Raw genomic sequence first — 23,694 nt, 5'->3', positions numbered from 1 at the left:
TTTCTGCCGCCTTCCGATGCGATCCCGTTTGGCGCCGACCAGCATGCGCATCGACACGCGATGCGAGATGCGCGCCCCTCTCCCGTTGCGCGTGGTCCAGTCGGCCGGATGCGCGGGAAAGGCCGGACGGGAGGTCAGAAGGAAGCGAGCCATAGATAGAGAAACAACGTATCGTTGTCCCTCGCGTTGCGCCCCATGCCGTCGTAGTTGGTCTTCGCGCCGAGGAACTTGGTGAAGTGCGTGTACTGCAGGCCGATGCGAATGTGCTGATCGGGTATCCAGAATATTTCCGGCGTCCAACCCTGCGTATTCGGATGGAAGTTCGCGCTTGCCGCATAGGCGGCGCTGTCCGCGGTGCCCGTCGTGTTGAAGAACGACAGGCTGACGCCATACTTGGCCTGGTAGATATACGATGCCTTGAGCCGCAACGAATTCAGGTTCGCCGCCGTGTTGTCGCTCAAGACGAAGTTGTTCGGATCGTGAATGTTTTCGCGCACGTAGCGCGCCTGTGCGGTGATCGTGTGCGGCTCCAGCAGGTACTGATACTGCGTGTCGAAACCGTAGTCGCGAAAGCGCGTCACGCCCGTGCCGAAGATCGGAAAGCTGTTCGGGTCGTTGGGATAGATGTCCACGCTCATCCCGAACGCGCCGACCATGATGTTATGCGGGCCCCATTCGCGCGTCAGCGCGATGCGCGCATACGGGTTGTAGCCGCGCAGATAGACCTGCGGGTGGTCCGGGTTGCCCGCGTGGTTGCCCTTGCTCAGGAACGACCAGATGCCGTCGGCCGTGCTGTAGGCGGTCAGTTCCGCATAGACCATCTTGTTCCAGTACAGGTACCCGCCCATGCCGACGACCTGCATCGCGAGACCGCCCTCGATCATCGGCGTGACCGGTACGCCGGCAACCGGGCTGATCGCCGAGCCGATGTACGGATAGCTCCAGGCCGGCGCGGTATTGAAGACATCCTGCACGGTCGGGTTGTTGTGCAGCGTCAGGCCGAGGATCAGATCGTTGGCGGGAGAGATGATCCGGTCGACGAAGCGGAAGTCGGTGTTGTCCGATGCCCACCAGCTCTTCCATTTTCCATCGGCATCCTGATGATCGTAGTTCGCATAGGTGAATTGCGCGAACCCGCCGAGATGGTCGGTGATCTTCCCGGCGAGGAACACGCTCGCGAAGTCGAAGATCGGCAGGCCGTTCTTCGGCGTGACCGGATTGCCGCTGGCGTCGCTGTTGGCTCTCGTCTTGCTCAGGTCGCCGACGGCCATCGCCGCGAGCGGAATCGTGCGCTCGCCCAACGTATAGCCGTTCAGCTTGAACATGCGCCCGTACGGCGTGAGTTCAGGAAACTGCCCGCCGGCATGACACGCGACGCAGCTCTGCCCGGTCTGGCGCGCGAAGATCGGCAGCGCCCGCGCGGCCGACACCTGCAGCAACGCGAGCGTCGCGAGCACGGCCATCCAGCCGCAATGTCTCCAGCGAGGACGCGCGCGCTGGCCGACTAGGAACGTTGTCATGGCTGTTTCCCCCCATGCCGTGTGTCGCCCCATTCCGACGCGATATGCGCACGTCGGACGATGTCTTCATTGTGCGAAGCACCGATGAAAACCGACATGGGGCGACTCCCTCTTTACACGGTCTGATCCCTACTCCATCTCGGCGCGCGCGGCCGCTCACGGGACGATCCAGCTCCCGTCGGCGGAGAGCTTCAGGCGATCCGGCCCGGCGAAGCGGACGATATAACCGCCCTTCGACGCGAAGCGCTGTCCTGGCGCGAGCGTCAGGCGCGGGTAGTAACCGGTCAGGATGCGGCGCTCGAGCATGTCCTGGATGCGCTCGACGAGATACTCGCGCACGAACGCATCGACCATATGGCTGAGCGTCTCGGCGAGCAGGCCGCATGCGAGATACGTGTCCGCCTGCACCTGCGGCGCGACCATCGGAATCCGCCGGATCGAGAACCAGCCGAACGCATAGTCGACGCGCACGCGCCGCCCTTCGGGCAGGTCGAACGGATAGGCGATGCGCGTCACGCCGCGCCAGCTCGTCGGCAGCGGCGTATTGTCGAGCCCGCCGAGCAGCCCCGACATGAATACCGTGTCCGACGCGGGCGGCACGTGAGCGAGCGATGCGAGGTCCGGCGGCCGCAGCCACAGCACGAGTACGTCGTCGCGCGGCAGCCGGCGCAATGCGCGCGCGACGCTGTCGCCGGACGCGAGCGCGCGATTCGACACGGCGATGCCGTGCGCCTTCAGCGCGGCAGCCAGCGCGCGTGCGCCGCGCTCGCCGTTGTCGCCGGCGCGATAGACCTGCCAGACCGTCTTCACCGCTTGCGGCGCCGACCGCGCACCGGCTTCGTCCAGGATGCGCGTCGCGATCAGGTCCGACTCGAGCAGCACGCCGCGCGAGAAGTACACGGAGTAGAAATCGCGGTCGGTTTCGACCGGCACCTCGACGTTCGGAAAGAGGCAAGGCACGGCCTCCGCCTCGCAGAAGTCGTGGACAGGCGCCCAGTTCCTGCCGCCGAGCCCCGACACCACGGCCAGCACCGGCTGCCGGGAAAGAAACTGCGTCAATTGCGCCCGCCACGTGTCCGGCGGCCCCTTCAGTTCCCACACATGCAGTTCCCAGCGACGATTGACCATGAACATCATTTTTCGCGTGGAACGCAGCGGCGGCGTCGTGCCGAATGGAAACGCGTTCTTGTCGGCGAAGTAGTGCTGCAGGACGTCGAGCATGCCCGCCCGCTTCACCGGGTCCGCGTCCGGCGTGACGATCGTCGCGAAATGCAGCACCGTGTCCGTCACGCCCGACGGCTTGCGGCGATCGAGACGCTTCAGATAGCCGGTCAGCGCGGCCATGTCGGCGTCACCGAGCGCGTATTGCGGCATCAGCCTGCCGAACTGCCTGCCTTCCGGGTCGATCCCGTCGCGCACGGCGCGCGCGAGCCGTTCTTCCGTGTACGGCTCGCGGTCGGTGCGCATGCCGGGAACGTACGGGATGTCGAGATCCTCGGCGGTCTGCGCGCGCGGATGCACCAGGTAGCGCCACGTGATCGGCGGGATGGTGTTGTTGCCCTCCTTCGAGCCCAGCCCGCTGCGCCGATGGCAATTGATGCAGGCGGCGGCCGCGCCTTGCAGGCGCACGCCGTCCTGATGCACCGCTTCGAGCGGTGCGCCCGAACCGAGGATGCCGCGCTGGAAGATCGCTTCTCCCGCGTCCGCCGGCACGACGGGCACCGCGGCCTCGTCGCCGATCGCGTGGCCCGCGCTTGCGCACAACACCGCCAGCACCACCCACCGCGCCAGCCGCCGGCGCAAGGCCGGCTGGCGCGCCGCCGCGAGGGCGCGCAGTCGCCCCCGGATGCCGCTCATGGCCGTGTCGTCAGCTGGCTGGTGCGCGACTGCGGCGGCGTCACATCGGCATCGATCGAAACCGGACGGCGCCGGTCCGTCGAGGCCGGCCTGGCGAAGATCGCATCGTCGAGCGGCGGGTTCAGCGACACCTTGTCGATGACCAGCGTGTCCTTGTTCGGCGACGACGCGGTTCCGGTGACGATCCTGAGCGGGATCCGCAAGCCGTCGATGGTCCGGTAGTCGCTGTAGCTCACGTCGACGGTCACCGCGCCGCGCGGCCCGCGCACCTCGCGGTCGACCTTCGCGTCCAGGAACGTCTCCGCGTCGATCCACACATGGCGTAGCGCGCCGGATGACAGCTTCACCGCCAGGCGATACGCATTACGCCCGTCGATCCGGTCGACGCCGTCGAGCGCCACGCCGACACCCTTCGCATCATGGTCGATCAGCGGCCCGTCGATCACCTGCTCGTCGCGCGCGGACACCAGCTCGTCCATCGTGTAAGGCCGCACGCTCGCGCTGCCGCCTGCGTTCGCGCCGAGCTTCCAGCCTTCATGGCCATCGAATGCACGCACGCCCTTCTGGCCGAACACGGTGATCTCGAAGCGCGTCTTGTTCGGCCGTTTCATCGCGAGGATGAACGGCATGTCCCGCACAGGCGCGTTCACGCTGTCCACATGGCCGGACCAGACCATCGTCCGGATCTTGCGCCATGCATCGATTCCGCCTCGCGCCGCAACGTTCTTCTCGACGATCTGCTCCGCCGTCAAACCATGCCCCGGCATTTGCTCGCACGCACACAAGGCCGCCGTCACGCAGCCGGCGAACACCCACGATTCGATTCGTCTCATGGCCTCCTCCCCCCTCCGTTCGGATGCCTGACCAGTGGCTGGCGGCTAATGGCTCGCAGCCTTCGCGATGGTGAGCGGCGGCTTGCCGAACATCGCATCGTCGGCCGGCTCGTTCAGCGCGACATGCGTGATCGTGATCTTGCGCGTCTGCTTGGCGCCGCTCACGACGGTCTCGAGCGTATGCGGCACGACGACGCCGTTCTCCTTCCTGTAATCGCGATAGAAGATGGCGACGCTGTGCGTCCTGCCGTCGAGCACGCGCGGCTCGCCGTCGATCTTCAGTTCGAGAAACGTGGCCGCATCGATCCACACGCGACGCTCCGCCCGCTCTTTCGTCGTCACCTTCAGCACGTACGCGCGATGCCCCTCCACCGTTTCCGAGCCAAGCAGCTGGACCGTGCTGCCCTTGCTCGCGTAATCGACGAGCGGCCCGTCCAGTTCCGCGGACTGCGCCGCCGATTTCGCCTCGGCTGGCGTATAGGGCTCGACTTCGTTACGGCCGAGAAACGGCCGGACTTTCCAGCCTTGCGTGCCGTCATAGACCTGGAACGCCGTCTGCGCGTTGAAGCGGACTTCGAAGCGACTCTTGTGCGGGCGCTTCATCGTCATCACGAACGGCAGCGCGGTGTTCTTCGTGCCGCCCGCCTCCATCAGCCCCGACATCGTCAACGTATTGACCGTGCGCCAGGCTTGCAGCCCGCCGCGCGCCGCCACGTTGCGCTCGACGATCTGCGCAGCGCTCATGCGCCCCGCCGATGCGGCCCTGGCCTGGGCGGTCCCCGCCGCCGAGGCCGCGATCGCGTCGGGGGCCGACGCGAGCAAACCGGCCAGCGAGGCCGCCCCAATCACTATCGAAAGAAACCGGGTCATGAGTCTTCTCCTCTCCCAGCGCCGCGAATCGCGGCCGCATTGTCATTCGACCACCAGCCCGTCGATATGCAACGATCCTATGATCACATTCACGCGCTCGCCGGCCTTGACGACGTTGCCCTTGTTCGAGAACACCATCCAGTATTCCCGGCCGGCCTCGATGCCGCCGCTTTGCCGCAGCTGGCCGACCTTGTCCATCACCGGCACCTCCAGCAGCGCGTGACTCGTCTGTCCGTACAGATAGGGCGTCGCGCTCTTGTCGGCGAGCCGCTTCGCGGCGACGGGATCGGTCACGCGGTAGCTGAAGCGGATCAGGTTGTCCGATGCGATGCGGTGCACCTTCAGGTTGTCGATCCCCCTCGTCATCATGTAGTAGGTTCTCGCGCGCCGCGGGAGGTCCGGCCGGTACGGCGAATGCTTCGCACCGGCGCCGGGCGCCGCCGGCGCGCCCTGCTGCGCCGCGGCCGGCTCTACGAGGGCCGCGGCGGCAAGGCAGGCGGCGACGGCGTAAAGCGCCGCTCGCCTGCGCAGCAAACGTGAACGGTTCATGGCCCTCCCCCCTTCAAGGTTGATTCAGCACCGTGCCGAGCCGCGGCGGATTGATCTGCAGGCCGCCCACGACGCCGGTTGGCACGTTCCGCAGGTTCGGCACCGTGCCGCGCCCTGGCGGATTGATCGGCGGGCCGCCCACGACGCCGGTCGGCAGGTTCGGCACCGTGCCGAGGAGCCCTAGCGGATTGATCGGCAGGCCGCCCACGCCGCCGGTCGGCACGTTCAGCAACGTGCCGAGCGCCAGCGGATCGATCGGCAGACCAGCCACGAGCCCGGACGGCAAGAATTCGACCGCACCGATGTCGTACCTCCCCTGTTGCGGACGTGTCGTCCCGAAGAAATCGTGATTCGGCGCGCCCGCTTGCGTCCCGTTATTGATCGCGGGTGAACCCGCGCGCGGCGAGTAGTTGCCGAGCAGCACCCCGTAACCGGCGCTGCCTGACGTGATCGACATGTTGAACAGCGACAACGGGCCGTACGACATGTTGATCCACTGATTGCCCTCGTCTGGCACCGCCGACGGCAGCAGACTGAACAACGGGTTCGGCAGGACCGTGTCCGAGATGCCGGGCGGCACCGCGAACCCGTTTCCGCCTCCTTCCGGCGGCACGCGCGCCCCATTGCAGTACTGGCTCACGACCGACGGATTGGTCCCGCTGTTGTTCGCGCCCGGGTAGTCGCCCGCATCGGTCAGGATCGAGTACTGCGGGTGCAGCGTGAGACCCGACTGATGGTTGCCCGGGCCCGTGTCGCCATACGCGCCGATGTCCCAATAGACCGCGTTCGGATCGCAATAGCCCGTCGCATGCCCGGCCTGGTTCAACGTCGGGTTCAGCGCAACCGTGTTCTGCAGTCCGGGGATATTCGGATTCGATCCGGACACCGTGATGAAGAACGTGCGGTTCTGCCAGAACACGTTGTTGGTCAGTATCGGATTCGAGAACGTCGTGCAGTTCGGCTGGCCTGCCGGACACGCGACGCCGGGTGCGGTGAACGCGGCGATGAAGTTCGCCGTATGCCGCGCGGTCTCGAGTCCGGCCGGCTGGTACGTCGACGTCGTGATCGGGTTGCACGTCGTTTGCGCGCCGACCGTGGTGCAGTTCGGCGGCCCGACGTTCGCCTGGCTGGCCGCATCCGTGTTGAACAGCACGCCGGCGGACGCCGTCGCGTCGTTCGAGATCACGGTGTTGTTGACGAAACTCACGCCCACCGCGTCCTGCAACGACACGCCGCCGCCGCCCCAGCCCGCGACATTGTTCGCAATGATGTTGTTGATGACGCGAACCGTGTACCAATTCGCCCTGTTGTTGGGGCTGCGCTGCACGTCCGTGCCGTTCACCTGCTGCAGCCGCAACCCGCCGCCCTTGCCGCTCTCCGCCGTGTTGCCCATGATCAGGTTGCCGTCGATCACGAGCCGCGGCCCGATACCGTCGGACAGTTGCGGTGCGCAGTCCACGTCGACCGTCGCGTTTTCGCAGAAGGTGCCATCCGGCGGCACGCCCTGTGCGATGATGCCGCCGCCGTAGGTGGGCAGTGTCGGGTTGTTGCTCTGGTTGAACAGCACCCAGTTGTGCGAGATATCGCCGGCGTAGCTGAACCCGAAGTGCGCGACGCCTCCGCCATCGCCGCTGCTCAGGTTGCCGCACACCCAGTTGTAGTTGAAGTGATAGTTGTCGGCGCCCGTGCAGAACACGACGCCTCCTGCCGACGACGGCGTGCTCGAATTGATTTCGTCGCCGTACGACGCGTTCGACGTCACCGCGTTGTGGTGCACGTTCACGGCTTTATTGAAGCCGAACGGAAGCTCGGTCACGCCATCGGCCGCGATCGTGCCGTCCGGCACCTCGACCTGGCCGACCGAGATGCCGCCCGTGAGCGTGCCGGCGTTCGCGAACACACGGTTGTTCGACACCTCCATCAGATGGTTCCAGCCGTGCAGGAAGATCCCGCCGCCACCTTGCGAGCTGTTCGTGACCGTGATGCCGTCGATGCGCGACGGATTGCACAGGAAGTTGCTCGGGTTATTCCTGCAATCCGGCGGGTTCGGCTGGAACAGGGTCGGGCCCGTGAGCGGCACGCAAATCCCGTTCGCGGTGCAGTTCGGGTCGGGCTGCGGCACGCCGCCCACCAGCACGTCCCTCACGCCCTTGCCGAGCACCGTGATGCCTGCGCCTTCGTAGGCGCCCATCAGCGTCGGCTCGAGCAGCATTTCGCCGAGGTTGCCGTTCAGGTTCGCGTCCCACCCCACGGTCGGCTCGAACGGGATCGGATCGACCTTGCGCTGCATCGCCGTCGGACAGGTGTACGTGCCGGTCGGATCGAACGGGTTCGATGCCGAGATCATTGCGCCGTTCATCGCGACGCCGAACAGGCAGTCGACCTCCCTGCGCCACGCGTCCATCTTGCCCGACGGATGCGTGTTCGCGTTGATCACCACCGACGGGGCGCCGACGCCCTGCAGCCGCACCGGCTTCCACATCACGACCATTTCGTTGTAGGTGCCTGGCCCCACGATGATCAGGTCGCCCGGGGTCGCCTTGTCGATCGCGGTCTGCAGCGCGTTGTTCGTCGCGTTCTCGCCGTTCACGAACGTCGGCGCCTTGCCGCCCACCGTCACGGTAACCGTGTCGATCGTGTTCTTGCCGTTTGCGGTCGTGACCACAAGTTCGCCGCAGGACGTCGGCGTCAACACGCCGCGTTGCTGAACCGTGCAGCTCGAGCCGATCAGCGGCGTCACGACGACATGGATCTCCGAGTCGGTCCACGACTGCACCGACGCCACCTGGCCGCCGATCGTGACCTTGCCTTGCGTCGCGCCGAAGCCGTAGTGGCGCTTGACGAATTTCTGGTTGAACGGCGCCGCGGTCGCGGCTGGTCCGTCGTACGCATGGTTCGGCACGACCTGATCGCCGAGCGCCTTGATCGTCAGTTGGTGACCGACCGCGCTGACCCACGGGCCCGCCCCTCCGCCGCTCGAATCGCCGGTCACGCTGGCAATCGCGGGCGTGCCGTCCGGGTACGCACAGTCAGGCGGGTTATAGCCGGAAGCAAACGCCTGGACCGGCACCACCGGCGTGTCCATGTACTGGGTCTGGCCGGGCATGAACGGAATCTCGTAGCAGAACTGGCTGTATGCCGGGTTGTACAACGGATCGCGGATCGTCTGGCCCGGATGCGCCGGGTCGGGCATGTCCGGATCGTTCATGCAGGCGACCATCATCGTCGGCGCGTAGCCGGTCGGATTCGGCGGGTTGACCTGCCACGTCGAATAGTTCAGCCCGTTGAAGATGCCCCACGAATCCGAATACGTGCGCGCCACTTCATTGCCGGCGAAGTCCTTCAACGAGACAGGCACGTTCGGCACCGCGAACTTCTCGCCGAACTGCGGCGAGTACGGATCGAACTCTGAGGAGAAGTCGTCGAGCATGAAGCCGGTGTAGTGCGCGGCGACATGCGTCGAGCTGAACAGCCAGAACTTCGCGAGCGCCGACATCTCGTTCGTGAGCGTGACCTCCTTGCGGTCGCACAGGTGCCGCGAGGCGCCCGCGAACGGCGCGACCTCCTTCGAGCCCGGAAACAGGCTGATGTAGTCCGGCACGATACGCAGCGCGCCGACGCACGGCCAGAACGTCTCGACACTGCCCGTGTCGCCTTCGTGCCGCGGCAGCGAGCCGAGGTCCGACGTCGGGTTCTGCGCATTGTTCGGGTTGAAGGTCGAATTCATCGCCGCCTGATCGGGCAGGATAAAGATATTGCCGAGGCCTCCGAACTGTTGCGTCACCGGGGCAATGTAGTTGTCGCCGATCAGGATGTTCTTGTCCTCCTCCTTCACGAGCTCGTAGCCCGGCGGCACCACCACTTCGACCACATATTTCCCGGTCGGCAGCATCTGCGTGCCGTCGCCCGACGGGTTCGGCGTGCAGATCGTGCAATTCGTGGCCGTCGGCTTGCCCGTCGACGGGCTGCGCGCCGTCACGCTCGGGAACTGGTACATCCCGTCGTATGGCGCCGGCTGCACCTGGTTGAACGCGTGCATGCCGTCATAGCACTTGAACTGCGAATTCGCAGGCAACGCGCGATGCGTCGGGTCGAGCCACTGGGTGCTGTCCTTCAACGTGTAGAAGAACGGGTCGCTCGTCTCCTGCCCCGGGCAGTTCATGTTCGGAATGCCGTCGGAGCGGAAACCCTGCGCCCAGTCGTCCCAGCTGCTCGTCTTCGTCGTATCGACGAGCGCGAGCGTCGTCGTGCCGTCCGCAGCCGTGCCCTCCTGGTACAGATTGACCGTCACATTCGGGATGTTCGGCGTCCAGCTCGTGTGAATGAGCAGCGCGGGGTCGTCGAACGGCCTCGTCGAAGCGTAGATCACCTCGCCCTTGATCCCGCCGTTCTCGGTCGGGAGGTACGGCGCCTTGCCGAACTCGATGAACGAATTCTGGCCCGAGAAGCCCTGCCAGCCTTCGGTCGTCACCCATGGCGGATCGATCCGCGCGGTCGACGGGGTCGTGCCGGACTGGTCGTTGCAGTCCGCGTCGTTGCAATACCTGGCGCCCGGCACGCGCAGGTTCGCCGGCAGATGCGCGGTCGACGATTCGATCGTGTTGGCGAAGTTCGCCGCAATGTTCGAGTTGCCTCCACCGGTCGTGCCGTCGACCGGGCCGCCCGCGTCATAGACCACGTGCACGCCCGTCTGTTTAAAGCGCGTCGTGTCGGCTTCGACCACATACCAGTTGAACAGCGGGAACACTTCGTTGAACCCGGCGAATCCGTTCAGATCCGTGTTGTTGAAATTCGAATAGCTCCCGTCACGGAAACGGATGTTGGTCGGCACGAGCGTGAGCCCCGGCTCGCTATCCTGCGAGACGCCGTCGCTGTTCCGGTCGAAGAAGGTCCGCGTATACAGGTTCGTATGCCACTGGAGCACGGGAATGTCGCCGAGGTCCTTGGACTGTCCGCCCTTCAACTGCGTCGCCGTCGCCAGTCCGTCGACGATCTGGTCGTTCCATTGGTCGAAGACCGTGATGCGGAACGTGCCGTCGGGCAGGCCGCTGACCTTGAACGTGCCGTCGGCATTGCACTTGGTAAAGGCGATGTCCTCCCCGTCGGTGTCGCCGATGCTCACGTAGCACTGCGTGAAGCCAAGCGAGTCGCGCGAGCCCGAGCTGTACAGGTTCTCGTTCGGCGGGCGGCTGTAGTGCAGGTTCGTGATCCGGCCGGCGACCGAGTTGTTGCACGTCGCACCGGCGCACACCAGCGGCAGCCGTGCGTTGATGATCTTCGGATTCACGAAGCCGATCGACACGTGGAAGCCCGCGGGCCCGAACTCCTGGAAGTACGACGGACCGCCGACCTTGATGAACGCGTCGTGGGCCTTCTGCCCATCAAGCGTATTGGTCTGCAGCCATTCCTCGCCACGGCCGATCCGGTCGGCGCCCGCCGTCGCGACGACGCCATAGCGGCCCGGCATCATGTTCGCGATGACCGCCTGGCCGACGAGGGGCGACAGCGTCTTGCCGTCGGACTCGTATTTCGGGCAGGTCGGGATCATGCCGACGAGGCCGTCGCTCGACGTCGTCGAAATCGGGCATGCGTTCAGGCCCGTGGCAGGATCGATGGTGCCCTGCAGCGAGTTCGACAGCGGCATGTTGAACATGTCGTAGGTCATCTGCCCGGTGGCGTCGCCGGTGCCGCCCGCGTCGTCGAACAGCTTGATCTCGAATCCGCCGAGACCCGGCTCATGCGCACTGCCGAAATTATCGTTGCCACCGGTCACGTCCACTTCCCCGTTGACGGGCGCATCGTCCTCGAACACGAATACCGAGATCTTCGCGGTCTGCAACGGCGTCTCCTGCACGAGCACGTTGACGCTCTTCTGGGCCGGTGCGATCGGCGCGCCGCCCATCGTGTGGCCGCAAGCGCCCGTGCCCGGCGCGAAATCCGCCCCGCCCGGACCGGACGGGCAATCCTTCGAGATGTCGAACTGCCGCTTCGGCCCGGTGGGGTTGTTCGGGTCGACGGGCTGCGGGGCGCCTGCGCCGTTCGAGAAACTGTTGCCCGCGTCGCCCGGCAGGATCGAGATGTAGTAGTGCTTGGTCGGATCGAGCGACACCTGGCTCGGGTTGACCGCCACCTGTTGCGTTGCATTCGTACGGCACGCACCATCGCCGATGTCGCATACCGTGGGCACGTGCGTGTTGGTTGCAGGATCGAACACCGTCTGCCCCGACTCGCAAGCCACCGTACCGACGCAACCCGCCGCGACCACCGGCATATAGCTCGAATGGAAGCTCGTGCCGAGACTCGGCACCGGCAGCGGCGGACAGTTCGCTGGGCGCGGCGTCGTGTTCACCTGGCAGGCCGGATCGATCTGGAACGTGCGGTCTTCCTCGATGATCCACCGATAGTCGGTGAGTTGCACGGGCGTCTTGCCGGGCGCCGTGCTCGGCCCGTCCAGCACCTTTACTGCGAGCCCGCTGCCGCCCTTGAACGTGACGGCAACGTTCGCGGCGGCGCTCGGCGTGTTCTGCGAGTTGACCGCCGTATACTTGAAGGTCACACCTGCGGTCGCGGCGCCGACGGGCGGCGCGTTCGGCGTCACGGCGAACGAACCGTCCGCATTCAGCGTAACGGTGCCGCCGCTGACGCTGCCCGGCACCACTGCCGCGGTGAGCGGCAGACCACTGGGGTCCGTGTCGTTGCCGAGCACGCCCGGCGCGCCGATCTGCAGCCGCGACGCGATATTGCTCGTGTAGCTGTCGTCGTGGGCGACCGGCGGGCCGGACAGGCAGGCGGCAGCTTGCGTGCAGGCAGCCAGCGTCACCGTCGCGGTGATCGACGGATTGCCGTTCGCCTGATACACGAAGCTGTCCGAAGTCGTGCCGGCATTCGGCACATAGCTGAATGTGCCGTCCGGGTTCAGCGTCACCGTGCCGTTTGCCGGCTTGGTCCTGATCTGCACGCCATATACGCCGACGTCGTTGGCGATCACCCCTTTCCCCGGGTCCGCCACGGTCAGCGTGTTGCCCGCCACGAGGAAGTACTTGTCGGGATTGGCGACGGCATTCTGGCCGCCGCCGCCCGCCGACGGAAGCGCGCCGTTATTGACGCTGAGATACGCCTGCATGCCGCCGTCGCGCTGGTTGTTGGTGGACAGGCTCAATTGCCGGTCGAACACCGGCAGCGCGGCTGCGTTCAGCCCCGGCGCGTTCATCAACACGTCGTAGGTCTTGCCGGCCGCCAGGAACACGGTGGACTGCACGCGCGGGTTGCCGGGCAGCAGATTGCCGTCCTCCGCGACGAGCGCGAACCCGGAAACCGCTGGATTGCCGGTCTGCGCACCGACCACCGACGGCACGTGCATCCGCAGGCCCGCGTTCACGAAGCGCAGGAGCACCTGGCCGGTCGATGCGGGCGCACTCGCGGGGAACGACGACAGGTTCGGATGCGTGCTATCGAAGGCGACGCCGTTGATCAGGTAATAACGCGGATCGTAGTTCACCACCGGCGGATAGCAGGTGCCGAACGATGCGGAATGCGAGTCCCCGCAGCCTCCCGACAGACCCGACCACACCTTGGTTTCACTGAAGCCGGCAGTCGCCACGGCTGCAGCGACCGCGGCGTTCTGCACCGCATCGATTTCGCTCAGCACGAGCGGGACGTCGGCATCGTAGCCGACGCCCGGATAGGCAAGCGCCCGCGACGTCGCGGAGGCCGGTGTCCGCACCACGAGTACGCCATAGAGGCCCATCGGCCCCTGGATCGATGGATGGGAGCCCGACTCGATCAGATAGGTGCCGGGCCGCAGATTGTTCCACGTCAGCGCCGTTGTCGCGCCGTGAGCCACCTCCGTCGAGAACGACTGGACCCGGGGGCCTTGCGCGGGCGGCGTGAAGGTTGCGCCGCTGCCGGTGCCGGCGATCGGCCAGGTCGTCGCGGTCTGCGTCGGATGCACCGGGCTGGGAGTCGACGTCGCCGTCTTGCCGAGACCGCCACCGAGCTGGCCGACGATCACGAGCGATGTCGGCACGGAGGCCGGCAGACTGTTCGTGAGGTTGATCGTCAGCGACGCGCCGGACGGCACGGTGACGACCACCGGCGACCAGTTCGCCCCGGCGCCGGGATTGGCCGCCGCGCAGGTGGCCGGCGCCACGGCGGCCGCCGAGCACGTATAGCCCCACATCGGCACGATCTGGCCGTCGGGCATCATGGCCGTCGTGGCCTTCGCCGTCAGGCTTACGCTCTGGGCGAGCGATGCCTCGCTCGCTGCCAGAAGCATGGACGCAGCGAGACCCACCTTGACCAGGTGGAGGAGCACCGCCTTGAACTGGTTGAATCTCATGGCCGTTCTCCCCGCCTCTAGTTGCCTTCGTTGATCACGAAGGCTTGTGGATCAACGAGCATCATCATCATCATTCCGCCAGGGAAGATGTTGTTCGTGGTGATCTCGCGTTCATTGTGCGAATGCCACATGAATGCAAAGCCTGCTTCGCTTCCCGGTGGATTCGCGATCGTGCCGCTCGGCGGCGTCGTGCCTGTCGGCGACGTCGCGCGAATCGTCGCATCCGGTCCGAGATAGGGGCTGCCGCCATACCACGCACCGTTCGTCAGGATGTGCGAGTCGGGCAGCGTGACCGGTCCGCCGCTGCCGACGTTGCCGAACGGATGCGCTTCGAGCGCCTTGTTGTGGTCCGCGCACCATTCGTAGTAATTCGGTGCCGTCGGGTCTGCCGTGTAGTAGCCGTTCGCATCGGGAATGCACACGCTGCCGTCGCCCGGCTTGTGTCCGTAGATGTCCCAGTTCAGGCCCTTGCCGGTCCAGTAGAAGATGCCGTCCATGGTTTCGCCCGGCGTCGTGGTCGTGGTGAACAGCAGCGGACCCGCGACCTTGGTCGCGTCCGACTTGGAGAGAATCAGGTTCCCGTCGCGCGCAAGCACGCGGACGTGATTGCCGTGTTCGTGGAACGGATGCTGCCAGCGGCCCGTACCGACGATTCGCAACAGCACCAATTCGCCGGGGTGCATGTGCGGATTGCCGTTGTAGGGCTGATGCGGATACTGGAACGAATAGTTGGGATCCATGTCGTCCGGCATCGAGCGGCCGTTGATCATGAAATACGCGGGGTGATAGGGCTCGGTCGCGACGGTCATGCAGCCCGTCGGCTGCGCGCACGTCTTGGCGGCCTCCTGCTCGGCCTGCGTATGGATGCGCGGATCCATTTCGGAGAACTGAAACAGATACTCGCGGTCGTAGCACGCCGACCCGTGGTTGTACGCCGCTGCCGCGTTGCGGTAGTCCGGCTGGCCGTCGGGCAGCGTCGCCGCGACAGTGCGGCACCCCTGCGGCACGGCAAGCACGCCCGGCGCCGACGTCGGCAAGACGATGATCGCGCCGTAGAGGCCCATTTCGATCTGCAGGTCGCCCCGTGTGCCGCTGTAGTAGGTGTGCGTGCCGGGCGTCGCCGCGACGAAGCTGTAGGTAACCGTGTTGCCGTGAGTCGCTTCGCGCGTGAGCAGCCCGGGCACGCCGGTGAGTGCGGCGGGACACGCGCCATTCTGGTCAAGCACCGCCGCGCACACCTGGAATCCCTGAAAGAGGATCGACGTGTTGCCCGCCGCTGCTGGCAGATTGTTCGTGAGCGTCACCGTAATCACGTCGCCCTGCTTCACGATCAGTGTCGGCCCGGGAATCTGCATGCTCGGGCAGTTCGCGCCCGTGATTCCCGCCGGCGAGAATCCTGCCGGCGCCGTGCGGCAGCCATAGCCCCATGAATAGACGCTCGTGCCGTCCGGCTGGCTGATGCGCCCCACCTCCGCGCTCAGTTCGAAGTGCGTACCGGTGATGCCCGGCGCCGCGGCCTGCACCGGCAGGCAGAGCAACGCGGCAAGCATCGCCACGGCTAGCCGCACAAGCCGTCCGACGCCAGTACGCGTTGCAATCCAGATGTGATGAGTGAAATGACCCACGATATTTCTCCTAGATGCAAGACTTCGTGGCCGGGTCCAACGCGCCCGAGCAGATGCGGACTTCCGTCATCAAGCCCCCGAAGTTCTCGGCGTCGTTCGACAGGTGATCGAGGTTCGGCGTGTAGAGGTAATAGACGGAACCTGGCGCGTACTTCGTCGTGTCGCTCGCATCGAGAATCACGTCAATGGATTCGCCACCGCCGAGCGTGATCGAGTTCGCGTAGTAAGTCAGGTCGTTGCCAGCCATGTCGCGCAGCAACCGGGCGTTGACGCCGATCACGTGCATCGGAACGCCGAGCGACGCGAGCGTCTGGAATTCGGTGACGTCGAGGTCGGAAATCCTGAGCAGCGCGCGGCCGCCGGCCGGAATATTGATGATGGTCGGCAACGGCTGGGAATAATGCGGCGTGCCGTCGGCCACCGGGGTCTGCATCGCGCCGCTGGTCACGGTGTCCGGATAGCTGCGCCCGTTCAGCATGAAGTACTTGTCCTTCATGTCGGTGAACGGTTCCGGATTGAACGTCATCCCGACGAAATGGAAGTTCGGATCGAAGCCGTGTATCTGCACCGGATACTCGACGTCATACGCGGTCGAACCGTCGCCGTCGTTGTACGCGTACAGCGTCGGCTTGCCGCTCTTGTCGTTGGCATGCAGCGCGGTGTTCGAAGGCGGCAGCGGGGTCGAGCACAGAATGTCGTTGCCGCACCGGGTACGAAGATCGCCTTGCTGCGTCACCAGCGCGTTGTACAGCGACCTGCCGGCCGGTACCCGGTTCTGGCGCGGCCGCACGAAGATCTGGCCGACCATGCCCATTTGCAGGTGCTCGGGCGGCGTGATGTGACAGTGCCAGAAGTAGGTGCCGGCATCGGGCGCGAGATAGTAGTAGGTAAAGCTGCCGCCGATGTTGATCGCCACCGACGCATCCGGCACGCCGTCATAAAACGCCGATGCATTCGGATAGCCGTGGAAGTGCACCGTATGCTGCTCGAACAGGTCGGGGCGCATGATCATGCCGACGTTCGTGAGCGTCAGGAAGAACTCGTCGTCCTCGTCGATCGCCATAGCGGGCGCCGGCATGTTGCCGTTCATCACGCCGATATCCATGATCGGACGCGGATCCACGTGGCCGGTCAACCGGCCCGGCGGCGAGGATTCCGGATCGGGCACGAGCCCGACCGCGCCATTGAAGGTCGGGTCCGTTCTCGGATCGCCGACCGTGTTGAACACTGCCGCGAACTCCGTACCGGGGCGGCCCGCCTGGATGTCGGCAATGCCGGACAACGGACCGAAGGAAAACAGATACGTCTGCGTACCGTCGGCCATCGTCGCATACCCGTCTCCGCCCGAGATCTGCTGGCACTTGATGGCGCCGTTGACGACGCCCGTCGGCGCGGAGTTTTGCCCGGTGAACGACGGCCGGGTATAGGCCGGTTCCGCCGCACCGGGCGGCAGCGCGGTCGGATGGGACGGCGTGGTGAACGGGCATTGAACACGAAACGACTGGGCAAACGAAGGAGCGGCGCACAAGAGGAGCAACAGTGCCGCCACACTGCTGCAATACGCGCGGGTACTGAACATATGACCTCCATCCTAGGGGTCAACCAGCGATACGCGCTGGACGTCATGCTCTGCTGCGGACGCGGGCTGGCGACGTCATCGCACCGACCCGTATCTGGATTCTGCAGATGGACGCATCGGCCCGGCATGGGGCACCCCCCTACTTTTGCGTAGGGGGGCCCCGGCGAGCGGGGGCGTCATGCTCGGTACGGCGGCGGGTGCGAGGCCGGCTGGTCGCGCCCGGCGGGCGCTAGCGGGCTTGCGCGGGACCGGAGTCGTGCGTCGGCGCAGCGGGCGGATCCGGACGGATCGGGGCTATCTGGCCGACCTGCGATCGGCGTGCGTGCCGCGCGACGGATCATCGGGCGACAAGCGCCCGGACCGGGTCACGGCAGCGGGCGACGGCACATGGAGGGGCGTCACGACAGCGGTCGTCCACGCTGCCCGCCGACGTACCGGCGCGTGGCGCGGGAAGATCGACGGCATATTGTGGAAATCGTCCCGATAGCCGAAATTAATTAAAATCATGGGTCCGGCAATGTCGGGCGCGTCGAAAGGCGCGGACTTTGCTACCGTGGAACGGTGTTCTTTCGATCCCGGCCGACTGGACTGTCAGCGGATAACGGGCAAAAAAAAGCGCCACGGAGACCGTGGCGCTAAAAAAGTTCTAGCCATTCCGAGGGCCGTGCTAGAACCTGAGAGACTGCGCGAAACACCGTTGCCGGTTAAACTCCTGAAACGATGTTTCGAAAACGTGAGACATTCTTTCCGTTTCCGCCCGACAAGTCAAGCGGTATTTGCACCGGCTTATGCACTTTCCGGCAATGCTCCTTTGAGCATTTTCCTAATAAACCAAGGGTGAACCCGCAAAATCTCATCCAATGACCAGTTCACCCGCGAAACATGCATCCTTTGACAATCATCCTACAATACCAACAAAATTGAAATCGAGTTTCGGAAATAGAGAGAATCCCTCGTGTCGACAACTGTAACCTCTTCCGCGTCCCGGGACCGTGAATCGTCGCCCGACGAGATCACCGCGCTCGCCCGCGGCCTTGCCGTGCTGCGCCGCATCGCGGCTGCCGACGCGCCCGTCAGCAACCGCGAGCTGACCGAACTGACCGGCATCCCGAAGCCGACCGTGTCGCGCATCACCGCGACGCTGGTCAGCGCCGGCTTCCTGTTCCAGTTGCCCGACAGCGAGCGCTTCGTGCTCACCGCGTCGGTGCTCGAACTGAGCCACGGCTTCCTGCGCAACTTCGACATCCGCGCGCGTTCGCGGCCGTTCATGATCGAGCTGGCCGAACGCACGTCGCTGTCCGTGCACCTTGCGGTGCGCGACCGGCTCGACATGGTCGCGATCGACGTGATCCGGCCGCGCTCGGCCGTGCTCGTCACGCGCCTCGAAATCGGCTCGCGGATGGACATCGCCCGCACGGCCGTCGGCCGCGCGTATCTCGCGGCACTCGAGGACGACGAGCGGCGCCAGCTGCTCGATTCGCTGCGCACGACGGCGGGCGACGACTGGCCGCATGTGTCCGCAAGACTCAATCCCGCGCTCGACGAAGCGATGCGCGAAGGCCACGCGATCGCGATCGGCGAATGGCGCGAGGGCCTGAATGCGGTCGCGGCCGGTTTCGTCGGCCCGTCGGGCCAGCGCTATTCGGTGAATTGCGGCGGTGCGTCGCACCAGTGTCCGCCCGAATGGCTACGGGAACATGTCGTACCCGCACTGCACGAATGCATCGCGAAAATCACCCGCGAGATCGGCGGCGCGCCGGCCCGGCGCATCAGCGTGTAATCGTTCCGTCATCGTGCCGACGCGTTCTGTAACGACCGTAACCCGTTGAAAGATAGACGACTGGACTGTAACGGGGACGGCACGTAGGATCATGCCCATCGTCGCGCCGCATTCGCGGTGCGCACAGCTCTTTTCCCGCGCGGGTCGGGTGGGCACCGGACCGAGCCGGGTTGCCCCTCCCGGCACCGCTCGCCCACGCGCGGCCAAGCGCAGTCCGATTCCCGGCACGCCGCGCCGTCTTCCCGACAGAACACGATGGATAACGAACAAAATCCCACGCCCCCTTCGAAAGATCCCGCCTCTCCCGCCGCACGGCGCCCGCGCCGCACGCTGATGATCGGGACGCTCGCGGTCGTCGTCATCGGCGGCCTGCTGTGGTGGCACCCGTGGAATCGCACGTCGGCGGCCACGCCGGGTGCCGGCAGCGCGGCCCAGGGCGCGAGCGGCGCCGGCGGCCATCGCGGCCGCGGCGGCCCCGCCGCGATGGCGAACGTTCCGCAGCCCGTGCAGGTGGCGACCGCGACGCAGGGCGAGATGCCGATCGTGCTGTCCGCGCTCGGCACCGTGACGCCGCTCGCGAACGTGACGGTGAAGACGCAGTTGTCGGGCTATCTGCAGTCGGTGTCGTTCCAGGAAGGCCAGATCGTCAAGAAAGGCGACGTGCTCGCGCAGATCGACCCGCGCCCGTACCAGGTGTCGCTCGAGAACGCCGAAGGCACGTTCGCGCGCGACTCGGCACTGCTCGCGACGGCGCGCCTCGACCTGAAGCGCTACCAGACGCTGCTGTCGCAGGACTCGATCGCGTCGCAAACCGTCGATACGCAGAAATCGCTCGTCAAGCAATACGAAGGCGCGGTGAAGACCGACCAGGCCGCGATCGATTCCGCGAAGCTGAACCTTACGTATGCGCGCATCACGGCGCCCGTGTCGGGCCGCGTCGGCCTGCGCCAGGTCGACCCCGGCAACTACGTGACGCCGGGCGACAGCACCGGCATCGTCGTGATCACGCAGCTGCAGCCGATGAGCGTGATCTTCACGACATCGGAAGACAACCTGCCGCAGATCCTCAAGCAGGTGAACGCGGGCCAGAAACTGTCGGTCACCGCGTACAACCGCAACAACACGGTGCCGCTCGAGACGGGCTCGCTCGCGACGCTCGACAACCAGATCGACACGAGCACGGGCACGGTCAAGCTGCGCGCGAACTTCGATAACAAGGAAGGCATGCTGTTCCCGAATCAGTTCGTGAACACGCGGCTGCTCGTCGACGTGATGCGCGATGCGACGATCGTGCCGACGTCCGCGGTGCTGACGGGTTCGATCGGCCAGTTCGTCTACGTCGTGAAACCCGACAACACGGTGACGGTGCGCAAGGTCAAGCCCGGCCCGGTCGACGGCGAGCGCACGAGCATCGTCAGCGGCATCGCGCTCGGCGAGCGCGTGGTGACCGACGGCTCCGACCGCCTGCGCGAAGGCGCGAAGATCTCGATCCCGGCCGACAAGCCGAAAGGCGCGTCGGGCGCGCGCGGCGCCGGCGCGGCGTCGGGCGCATCGGGCGCCGGCGGCCATCGCGGCGGACACCAGCACGGCGCGTCGCAAGCAGCGGCCCGATAACGCGCGGGCCGCTCGATGAATCCATCCCGCCTCTTCATTCTCCGGCCGGTCGGCACCGCCCTCCTGATGGCGGCGATCATGCTGGCCGGCCTCGTCGCGCTGCGCTTCCTGCCGCTCGCCGCGCTGCCCGAGGTCGACTACCCGACGATCCAGGTGCAGACCTTCTACCCGGGCGCGAGCCCGGAGGTGATGACCTCGTCGGTCACCGCGCCGCTCGAACGGCAGTTCGGGCAGATGCCGTCGCTGAACCAGATGTCGTCGCAAAGCTCGGCCGGCGCGTCGGTGATCACGCTGCAGTTCTCGCTCGACCTGCCGCTCGACATCGCCGAGCAGGAAGTGCAGGCCGCGATCAACGCGGCCGGCAACCTGCTGCCGTCCGACCTCCCTGCCCCGCCGATCTACGCGAAGGTCAACCCGGCCGACGCGCCGGTGATCACGCTCGCCGTCAAGTCGAAGACGCTGCCGCTCACGCAGGTGCAGGATCTGGCCGACACGCGCCTCGCGATGAAGATCTCGCAGATCGCGGGCGTCGGCCTCGTCAGCCTGTCGGGCGGCAACCGCCCGGCCGTGCGGATCCAGGCGAACCCGACCGCGCTCGCGCAGTACGGGATGAACCTCGACGACCTGCGCACGACGATCTCGAACCTGAACGTGAACACGCCGAAGGGCAACTTCGACGGCCCGACGCGCGCCTACACGATCAACGCGAACGACCAGCTCACGAGCGCCGACCAGTACAACAGCGCCGTCGTCGCGTACAAGAACGGCCGCCCGGTGATGCTCACCGACGTCGCGACGGTCGTCGCCGGCTCGGAGAACACCAAGCTCGGCGCGTGGGTGAATGCGGAGCCCGCGATCATCCTGAACGTGCAGCGCCAGCCCGGCGCGAACGTGATCCAGACGGTGGACGCGATCAAGGCGCAGTTGCCGAAGCTGCAGGAAACGCTGCCGGCCGCGCTCGACGTGCAGATCGTCACCGACCGCACGACGATGATCCGCGCGGCCGTGCGCGACGTGCAATTCGAGCTGCTGCTCGCGGTCGGGCTGGTCGTGCTGGTGATGTACCTGTTCCTCGCGAACGTCTACGCGACGATCATCCCGAGCCTGTCGGTGCCGCTGTCGCTGATCGGCACGCTCGCGGTGATGTACCTGGCCGGCTTCTCGCTTAACAACCTGTCGCTGATGGCGCTCACCATCGCGACCGGCTTCGTCGTCGACGACGCGATCGTGATGATCGAGAACATCGCGCGCTACGTCGAGGAAGGCGAATCGGGGCTCGAGGCCGCGCTGAAGGGCTCGCGGCAGATCGGTTTCACGATCATCTCGCTGACGGTGTCGCTGATCGCGGTGCTGATCCCGCTGCTGTTCATGGGCGACGTGGTCGGGCGCCTGTTCCACGAATTCGCGATCACGCTCGCTGTGACGATCGTGATCTCGGCGATCGTGTCGCTCACGCTCGTGCCGATGATGTGCGCGAAGCTGCTGCGCCATTCGCCGCCGCCGGAAAGCCATCGCTTCGAGGCGCGCGTGCACCAGACAATCGACTGGGTGATCGCGCGCTATGCGGTCGCGCTCGAATGGGTGCTGAACCGCCAGCGCTCGACGCTCGTCGTCGCGCTGCTGACGCTCGTGCTGACCGGCCTGCTTTACGTATACATACCGAAGGGCTTCTTCCCCGCGCAGGACACCGGCGTGATCCAGGCGATCACGCAGGCGCCGCAGTCGATTTCGTACGGCGCGATGGCCGAACGCCAGCAGGCGCTCGCGGCCGAGATCCTGAAGGATCCGAACGTCGAAAGCCTCACGTCGTTCATCGGCGTCGACGGCAGCAACATCACGCTGAACAGCGGCCGGATGCTGATCAACCTGAAGGCGCGCGACGAGCGCTCCGAGACGGCGGCGCAGATCATCCGCGACCTGCAGCACCGCGTCGCGAGCATCACAGGCATTTCGCTGTTCATGCAGTCGGTGCAGGACCTGACGATCGACTCGACCGTCAGCCCGACGCAGTACCAGTTCATGCTGACGAGCCCGAATTCGGACGAGTTCGCGACCTGGGTGCCGAAGCTCGTCGCACGGCTGCAGCAGGAGCCGTCGCTCGCCGACGTCGCGACCGACCTGCAGAGCAACGGCCAGTCCGTCTACATCGAGATCGACCGCGCGAGCGCCGCGCGCTTCGGCATCACGCCGGCGACCGTCGACAACGCGCTGTACGACGCGTTCGGCCAGCGCATCGTGTCGACCATCTTCACGCAGTCGAACCAGTACCGCGTGATTCTCGAGTCCGAACCGAAGGAGCAGCACTACGCGAAATCGCTGAACGACATCTACCTGCCGTCGGCCGGCGGCGGCCAGGTGCCGCTGTCGTCGATCGCGTCGTTCCACGAGCGGCCGTCGCCGCTGCTGGTCGCGCACCTGTCGCAGTTCCCGTCGACGACGATCTCGTTCAACCTCGCGCCCGGCGCGTCGCTCGGCGAGGCCGTCAAGGCGATCGAGGCCGCCGAGAAGGACATCGCGCTGCCCGCGTCGTTCCAGACGCGCTTCCAGGGCGCGGCACTCGCGTTCCAGGCATCGCTGTCGAATCAGGTTTTCCTGATCCTCGCGGCAATCATCACGATGTACATCGTGCTCGGCGTGCTGTACGAAAGCTACATCCACCCGATCACGATCCTGTCGACGCTGCCGTCGGCCGGCGTCGGCGCGCTGCTCGCGCTGATGATCACCGGGCACGACCTCGACATCATCGGGATCATCGGCATCGTGCTGCTGATCGGCATCGTGAAGAAGAACGCGATCATGATGATCGACTTCGCGCTCGACGCCGAACGCAACGAAGGCAAGCCGCCGCGCGAGGCGATCTTCCAGGCGTGCCTGCTGCGCTTCCGGCCGATCCTGATGACGACGCTCGCCGCGCTGCTCGGCGCGGTGCCGCTGATCGTCGGCTCCGGCGCGGGCTCCGAGCTGCGCCAGCCGCTCGGGATCGCGATCGCCGGCGGCCTGATCGTGTCGCAGGTGCTGACGCTGTTCACGACGCCCGTGATCTATCTCGGCTTCGACTCGCTCGCGCGCCGCGTGCGCGGCTGGTTCGAACGCCACGGCCCCGCTGCCGGCACGCGCACGGATGCCTAA

The 23,694-nt window shown here is 66.0% G+C and carries 11 protein-coding genes; 3 read left to right on the top strand and 8 right to left on the bottom strand.

Translation table 11 applies throughout. The annotated features are described in order from the left end of the window. Positions 1 to 134: 134 nt before the first annotated feature. The 8 genes from ACPUER_RS03180 to ACPUER_RS03145 all read right to left on the bottom strand — a co-directional run bounded on the left by ACPUER_RS03180 (position 135) and on the right by ACPUER_RS03145 (position 17,171). The gene (locus tag ACPUER_RS03180) at positions 135 to 1,520 is read right to left on the bottom strand and encodes a cytochrome C (RefSeq protein ID WP_425130328.1); all 1,386 of its coding nucleotides are present in this window, start codon (positions 1,518 to 1,520) and stop codon (positions 135 to 137) included. 156 nt (positions 1,521 to 1,676) lie between these two features. Further along, positions 1,677 to 3,377: a c-type cytochrome gene (locus ACPUER_RS03175; protein ID WP_425130327.1), complete on the bottom strand. Its 1,701-nt coding sequence runs from the start codon at positions 3,375 to 3,377 to the stop codon at positions 1,677 to 1,679. Then, complete coding sequence (locus tag ACPUER_RS03170) at positions 3,374 to 4,210, bottom strand: hypothetical protein (RefSeq protein ID WP_175962353.1); 837 nt, start codon at positions 4,208 to 4,210, stop codon at positions 3,374 to 3,376. Before ACPUER_RS03170 ends, ACPUER_RS03175 begins: the two co-directional genes overlap by 4 nt. 45 nt (positions 4,211 to 4,255) lie before the next feature. Continuing rightward, positions 4,256 to 5,080: an outer membrane lipoprotein-sorting protein gene (locus ACPUER_RS03165; RefSeq protein ID WP_175962352.1), complete on the bottom strand. Its 825-nt coding sequence runs from the start codon at positions 5,078 to 5,080 to the stop codon at positions 4,256 to 4,258. 42 nt (positions 5,081 to 5,122) lie between these two features. After that, positions 5,123 to 5,629, bottom strand: coding sequence for a hypothetical protein (locus ACPUER_RS03160; protein WP_175962351.1), 507 nt, complete (start codon positions 5,627 to 5,629; stop codon positions 5,123 to 5,125). Positions 5,630 to 5,642: 13 nt separating this feature from the next. Then, on the bottom strand, positions 5,643 to 13,967 hold the full coding sequence (locus tag ACPUER_RS03155) for an Ig-like domain-containing protein (RefSeq protein WP_425130326.1): 8,325 nt from the start codon (positions 13,965 to 13,967) through the stop codon (positions 5,643 to 5,645). A 17-nt stretch (positions 13,968 to 13,984) separates the two neighbouring features. After that, positions 13,985 to 15,517 (bottom strand): multicopper oxidase family protein, encoded by a 1,533-nt coding sequence (locus ACPUER_RS03150; RefSeq protein WP_175962450.1) that lies wholly within the window; start codon positions 15,515 to 15,517, stop codon positions 13,985 to 13,987. Positions 15,518 to 15,602: 85 nt separating this feature from the next. Further along, positions 15,603 to 17,171, bottom strand: a complete 1,569-nt coding sequence (locus ACPUER_RS03145) for a multicopper oxidase domain-containing protein (RefSeq protein ID WP_425130325.1) — start codon at positions 17,169 to 17,171, stop codon at positions 15,603 to 15,605. A 955-nt stretch (positions 17,172 to 18,126) separates the two neighbouring features. On the opposite strand from ACPUER_RS03145, the gene ACPUER_RS03140 reads away from it, so the two are divergent. The 3 genes from ACPUER_RS03140 (at position 18,127) to ACPUER_RS03130 (ending at position 23,694) form a co-directional block, all read left to right on the top strand. Continuing rightward, positions 18,127 to 18,951, top strand: a complete 825-nt coding sequence (locus ACPUER_RS03140; RefSeq protein ID WP_425130324.1) for an IclR family transcriptional regulator — start codon at positions 18,127 to 18,129, stop codon at positions 18,949 to 18,951. A gap of 255 nt (positions 18,952 to 19,206) precedes the next feature. Further along, positions 19,207 to 20,565 carry an MdtA/MuxA family multidrug efflux RND transporter periplasmic adaptor subunit gene (locus tag ACPUER_RS03135; protein ID WP_175962348.1) on the top strand — a complete coding sequence of 453 codons (1,359 nt, stop codon included), beginning with the start codon at positions 19,207 to 19,209 and terminating at the stop codon, positions 20,563 to 20,565. 15 nt (positions 20,566 to 20,580) lie between these two features. Then, positions 20,581 to 23,694 carry an MdtB/MuxB family multidrug efflux RND transporter permease subunit gene (locus tag ACPUER_RS03130; RefSeq protein ID WP_425130323.1) on the top strand — a complete coding sequence of 1,038 codons (3,114 nt, stop codon included), beginning with the start codon at positions 20,581 to 20,583 and terminating at the stop codon, positions 23,692 to 23,694.

Origin of the sequence: Burkholderia sp. DN3021 (genome assembly GCF_049805555.1) — a bacterium.
GTDB classification, from domain to species: domain Bacteria; phylum Pseudomonadota; class Gammaproteobacteria; order Burkholderiales; family Burkholderiaceae; genus Burkholderia; species Burkholderia pyrrocinia_C.
This window is presented reverse-complemented; position numbering and strand designations above follow the sequence as displayed.

What these genes read in the sequence shown, in the direction of transcription:
- ACPUER_RS03135 (WP_175962348.1), top strand. Translation starts at nt 19,207, where the DNA reads ATGGATAACGAACAAAATCCCACGCCCCCTTCGAAAGATCCCGCCTCT.
- ACPUER_RS03165 (WP_175962352.1), bottom strand. Translation starts at nt 5,080, where the DNA reads ATGACCCGGTTTCTTTCGATAGTGATTGGGGCGGCCTCGCTGGCCGGT.
- ACPUER_RS03180 (WP_425130328.1), bottom strand. Translation starts at nt 1,520, where the DNA reads ATGACAACGTTCCTAGTCGGCCAGCGCGCGCGTCCTCGCTGGAGACAT.
- ACPUER_RS03145 (WP_425130325.1), bottom strand. Translation starts at nt 17,171, where the DNA reads ATGTTCAGTACCCGCGCGTATTGCAGCAGTGTGGCGGCACTGTTGCTC.
- ACPUER_RS03130 (WP_425130323.1), top strand. Translation starts at nt 20,581, where the DNA reads ATGAATCCATCCCGCCTCTTCATTCTCCGGCCGGTCGGCACCGCCCTC.
- ACPUER_RS03160 (WP_175962351.1), bottom strand. Translation starts at nt 5,629, where the DNA reads ATGAACCGTTCACGTTTGCTGCGCAGGCGAGCGGCGCTTTACGCCGTC.
- ACPUER_RS03150 (WP_175962450.1), bottom strand. Translation starts at nt 15,517, where the DNA reads ATGCTTGCCGCGTTGCTCTGCCTGCCGGTGCAGGCCGCGGCGCCGGGC.
- ACPUER_RS03155 (WP_425130326.1), bottom strand. Translation starts at nt 13,967, where the DNA reads ATGAGATTCAACCAGTTCAAGGCGGTGCTCCTCCACCTGGTCAAGGTG.
- ACPUER_RS03170 (WP_175962353.1), bottom strand. Translation starts at nt 4,210, where the DNA reads ATGAGACGAATCGAATCGTGGGTGTTCGCCGGCTGCGTGACGGCGGCC.
- ACPUER_RS03175 (WP_425130327.1), bottom strand. Translation starts at nt 3,377, where the DNA reads ATGAGCGGCATCCGGGGGCGACTGCGCGCCCTCGCGGCGGCGCGCCAG.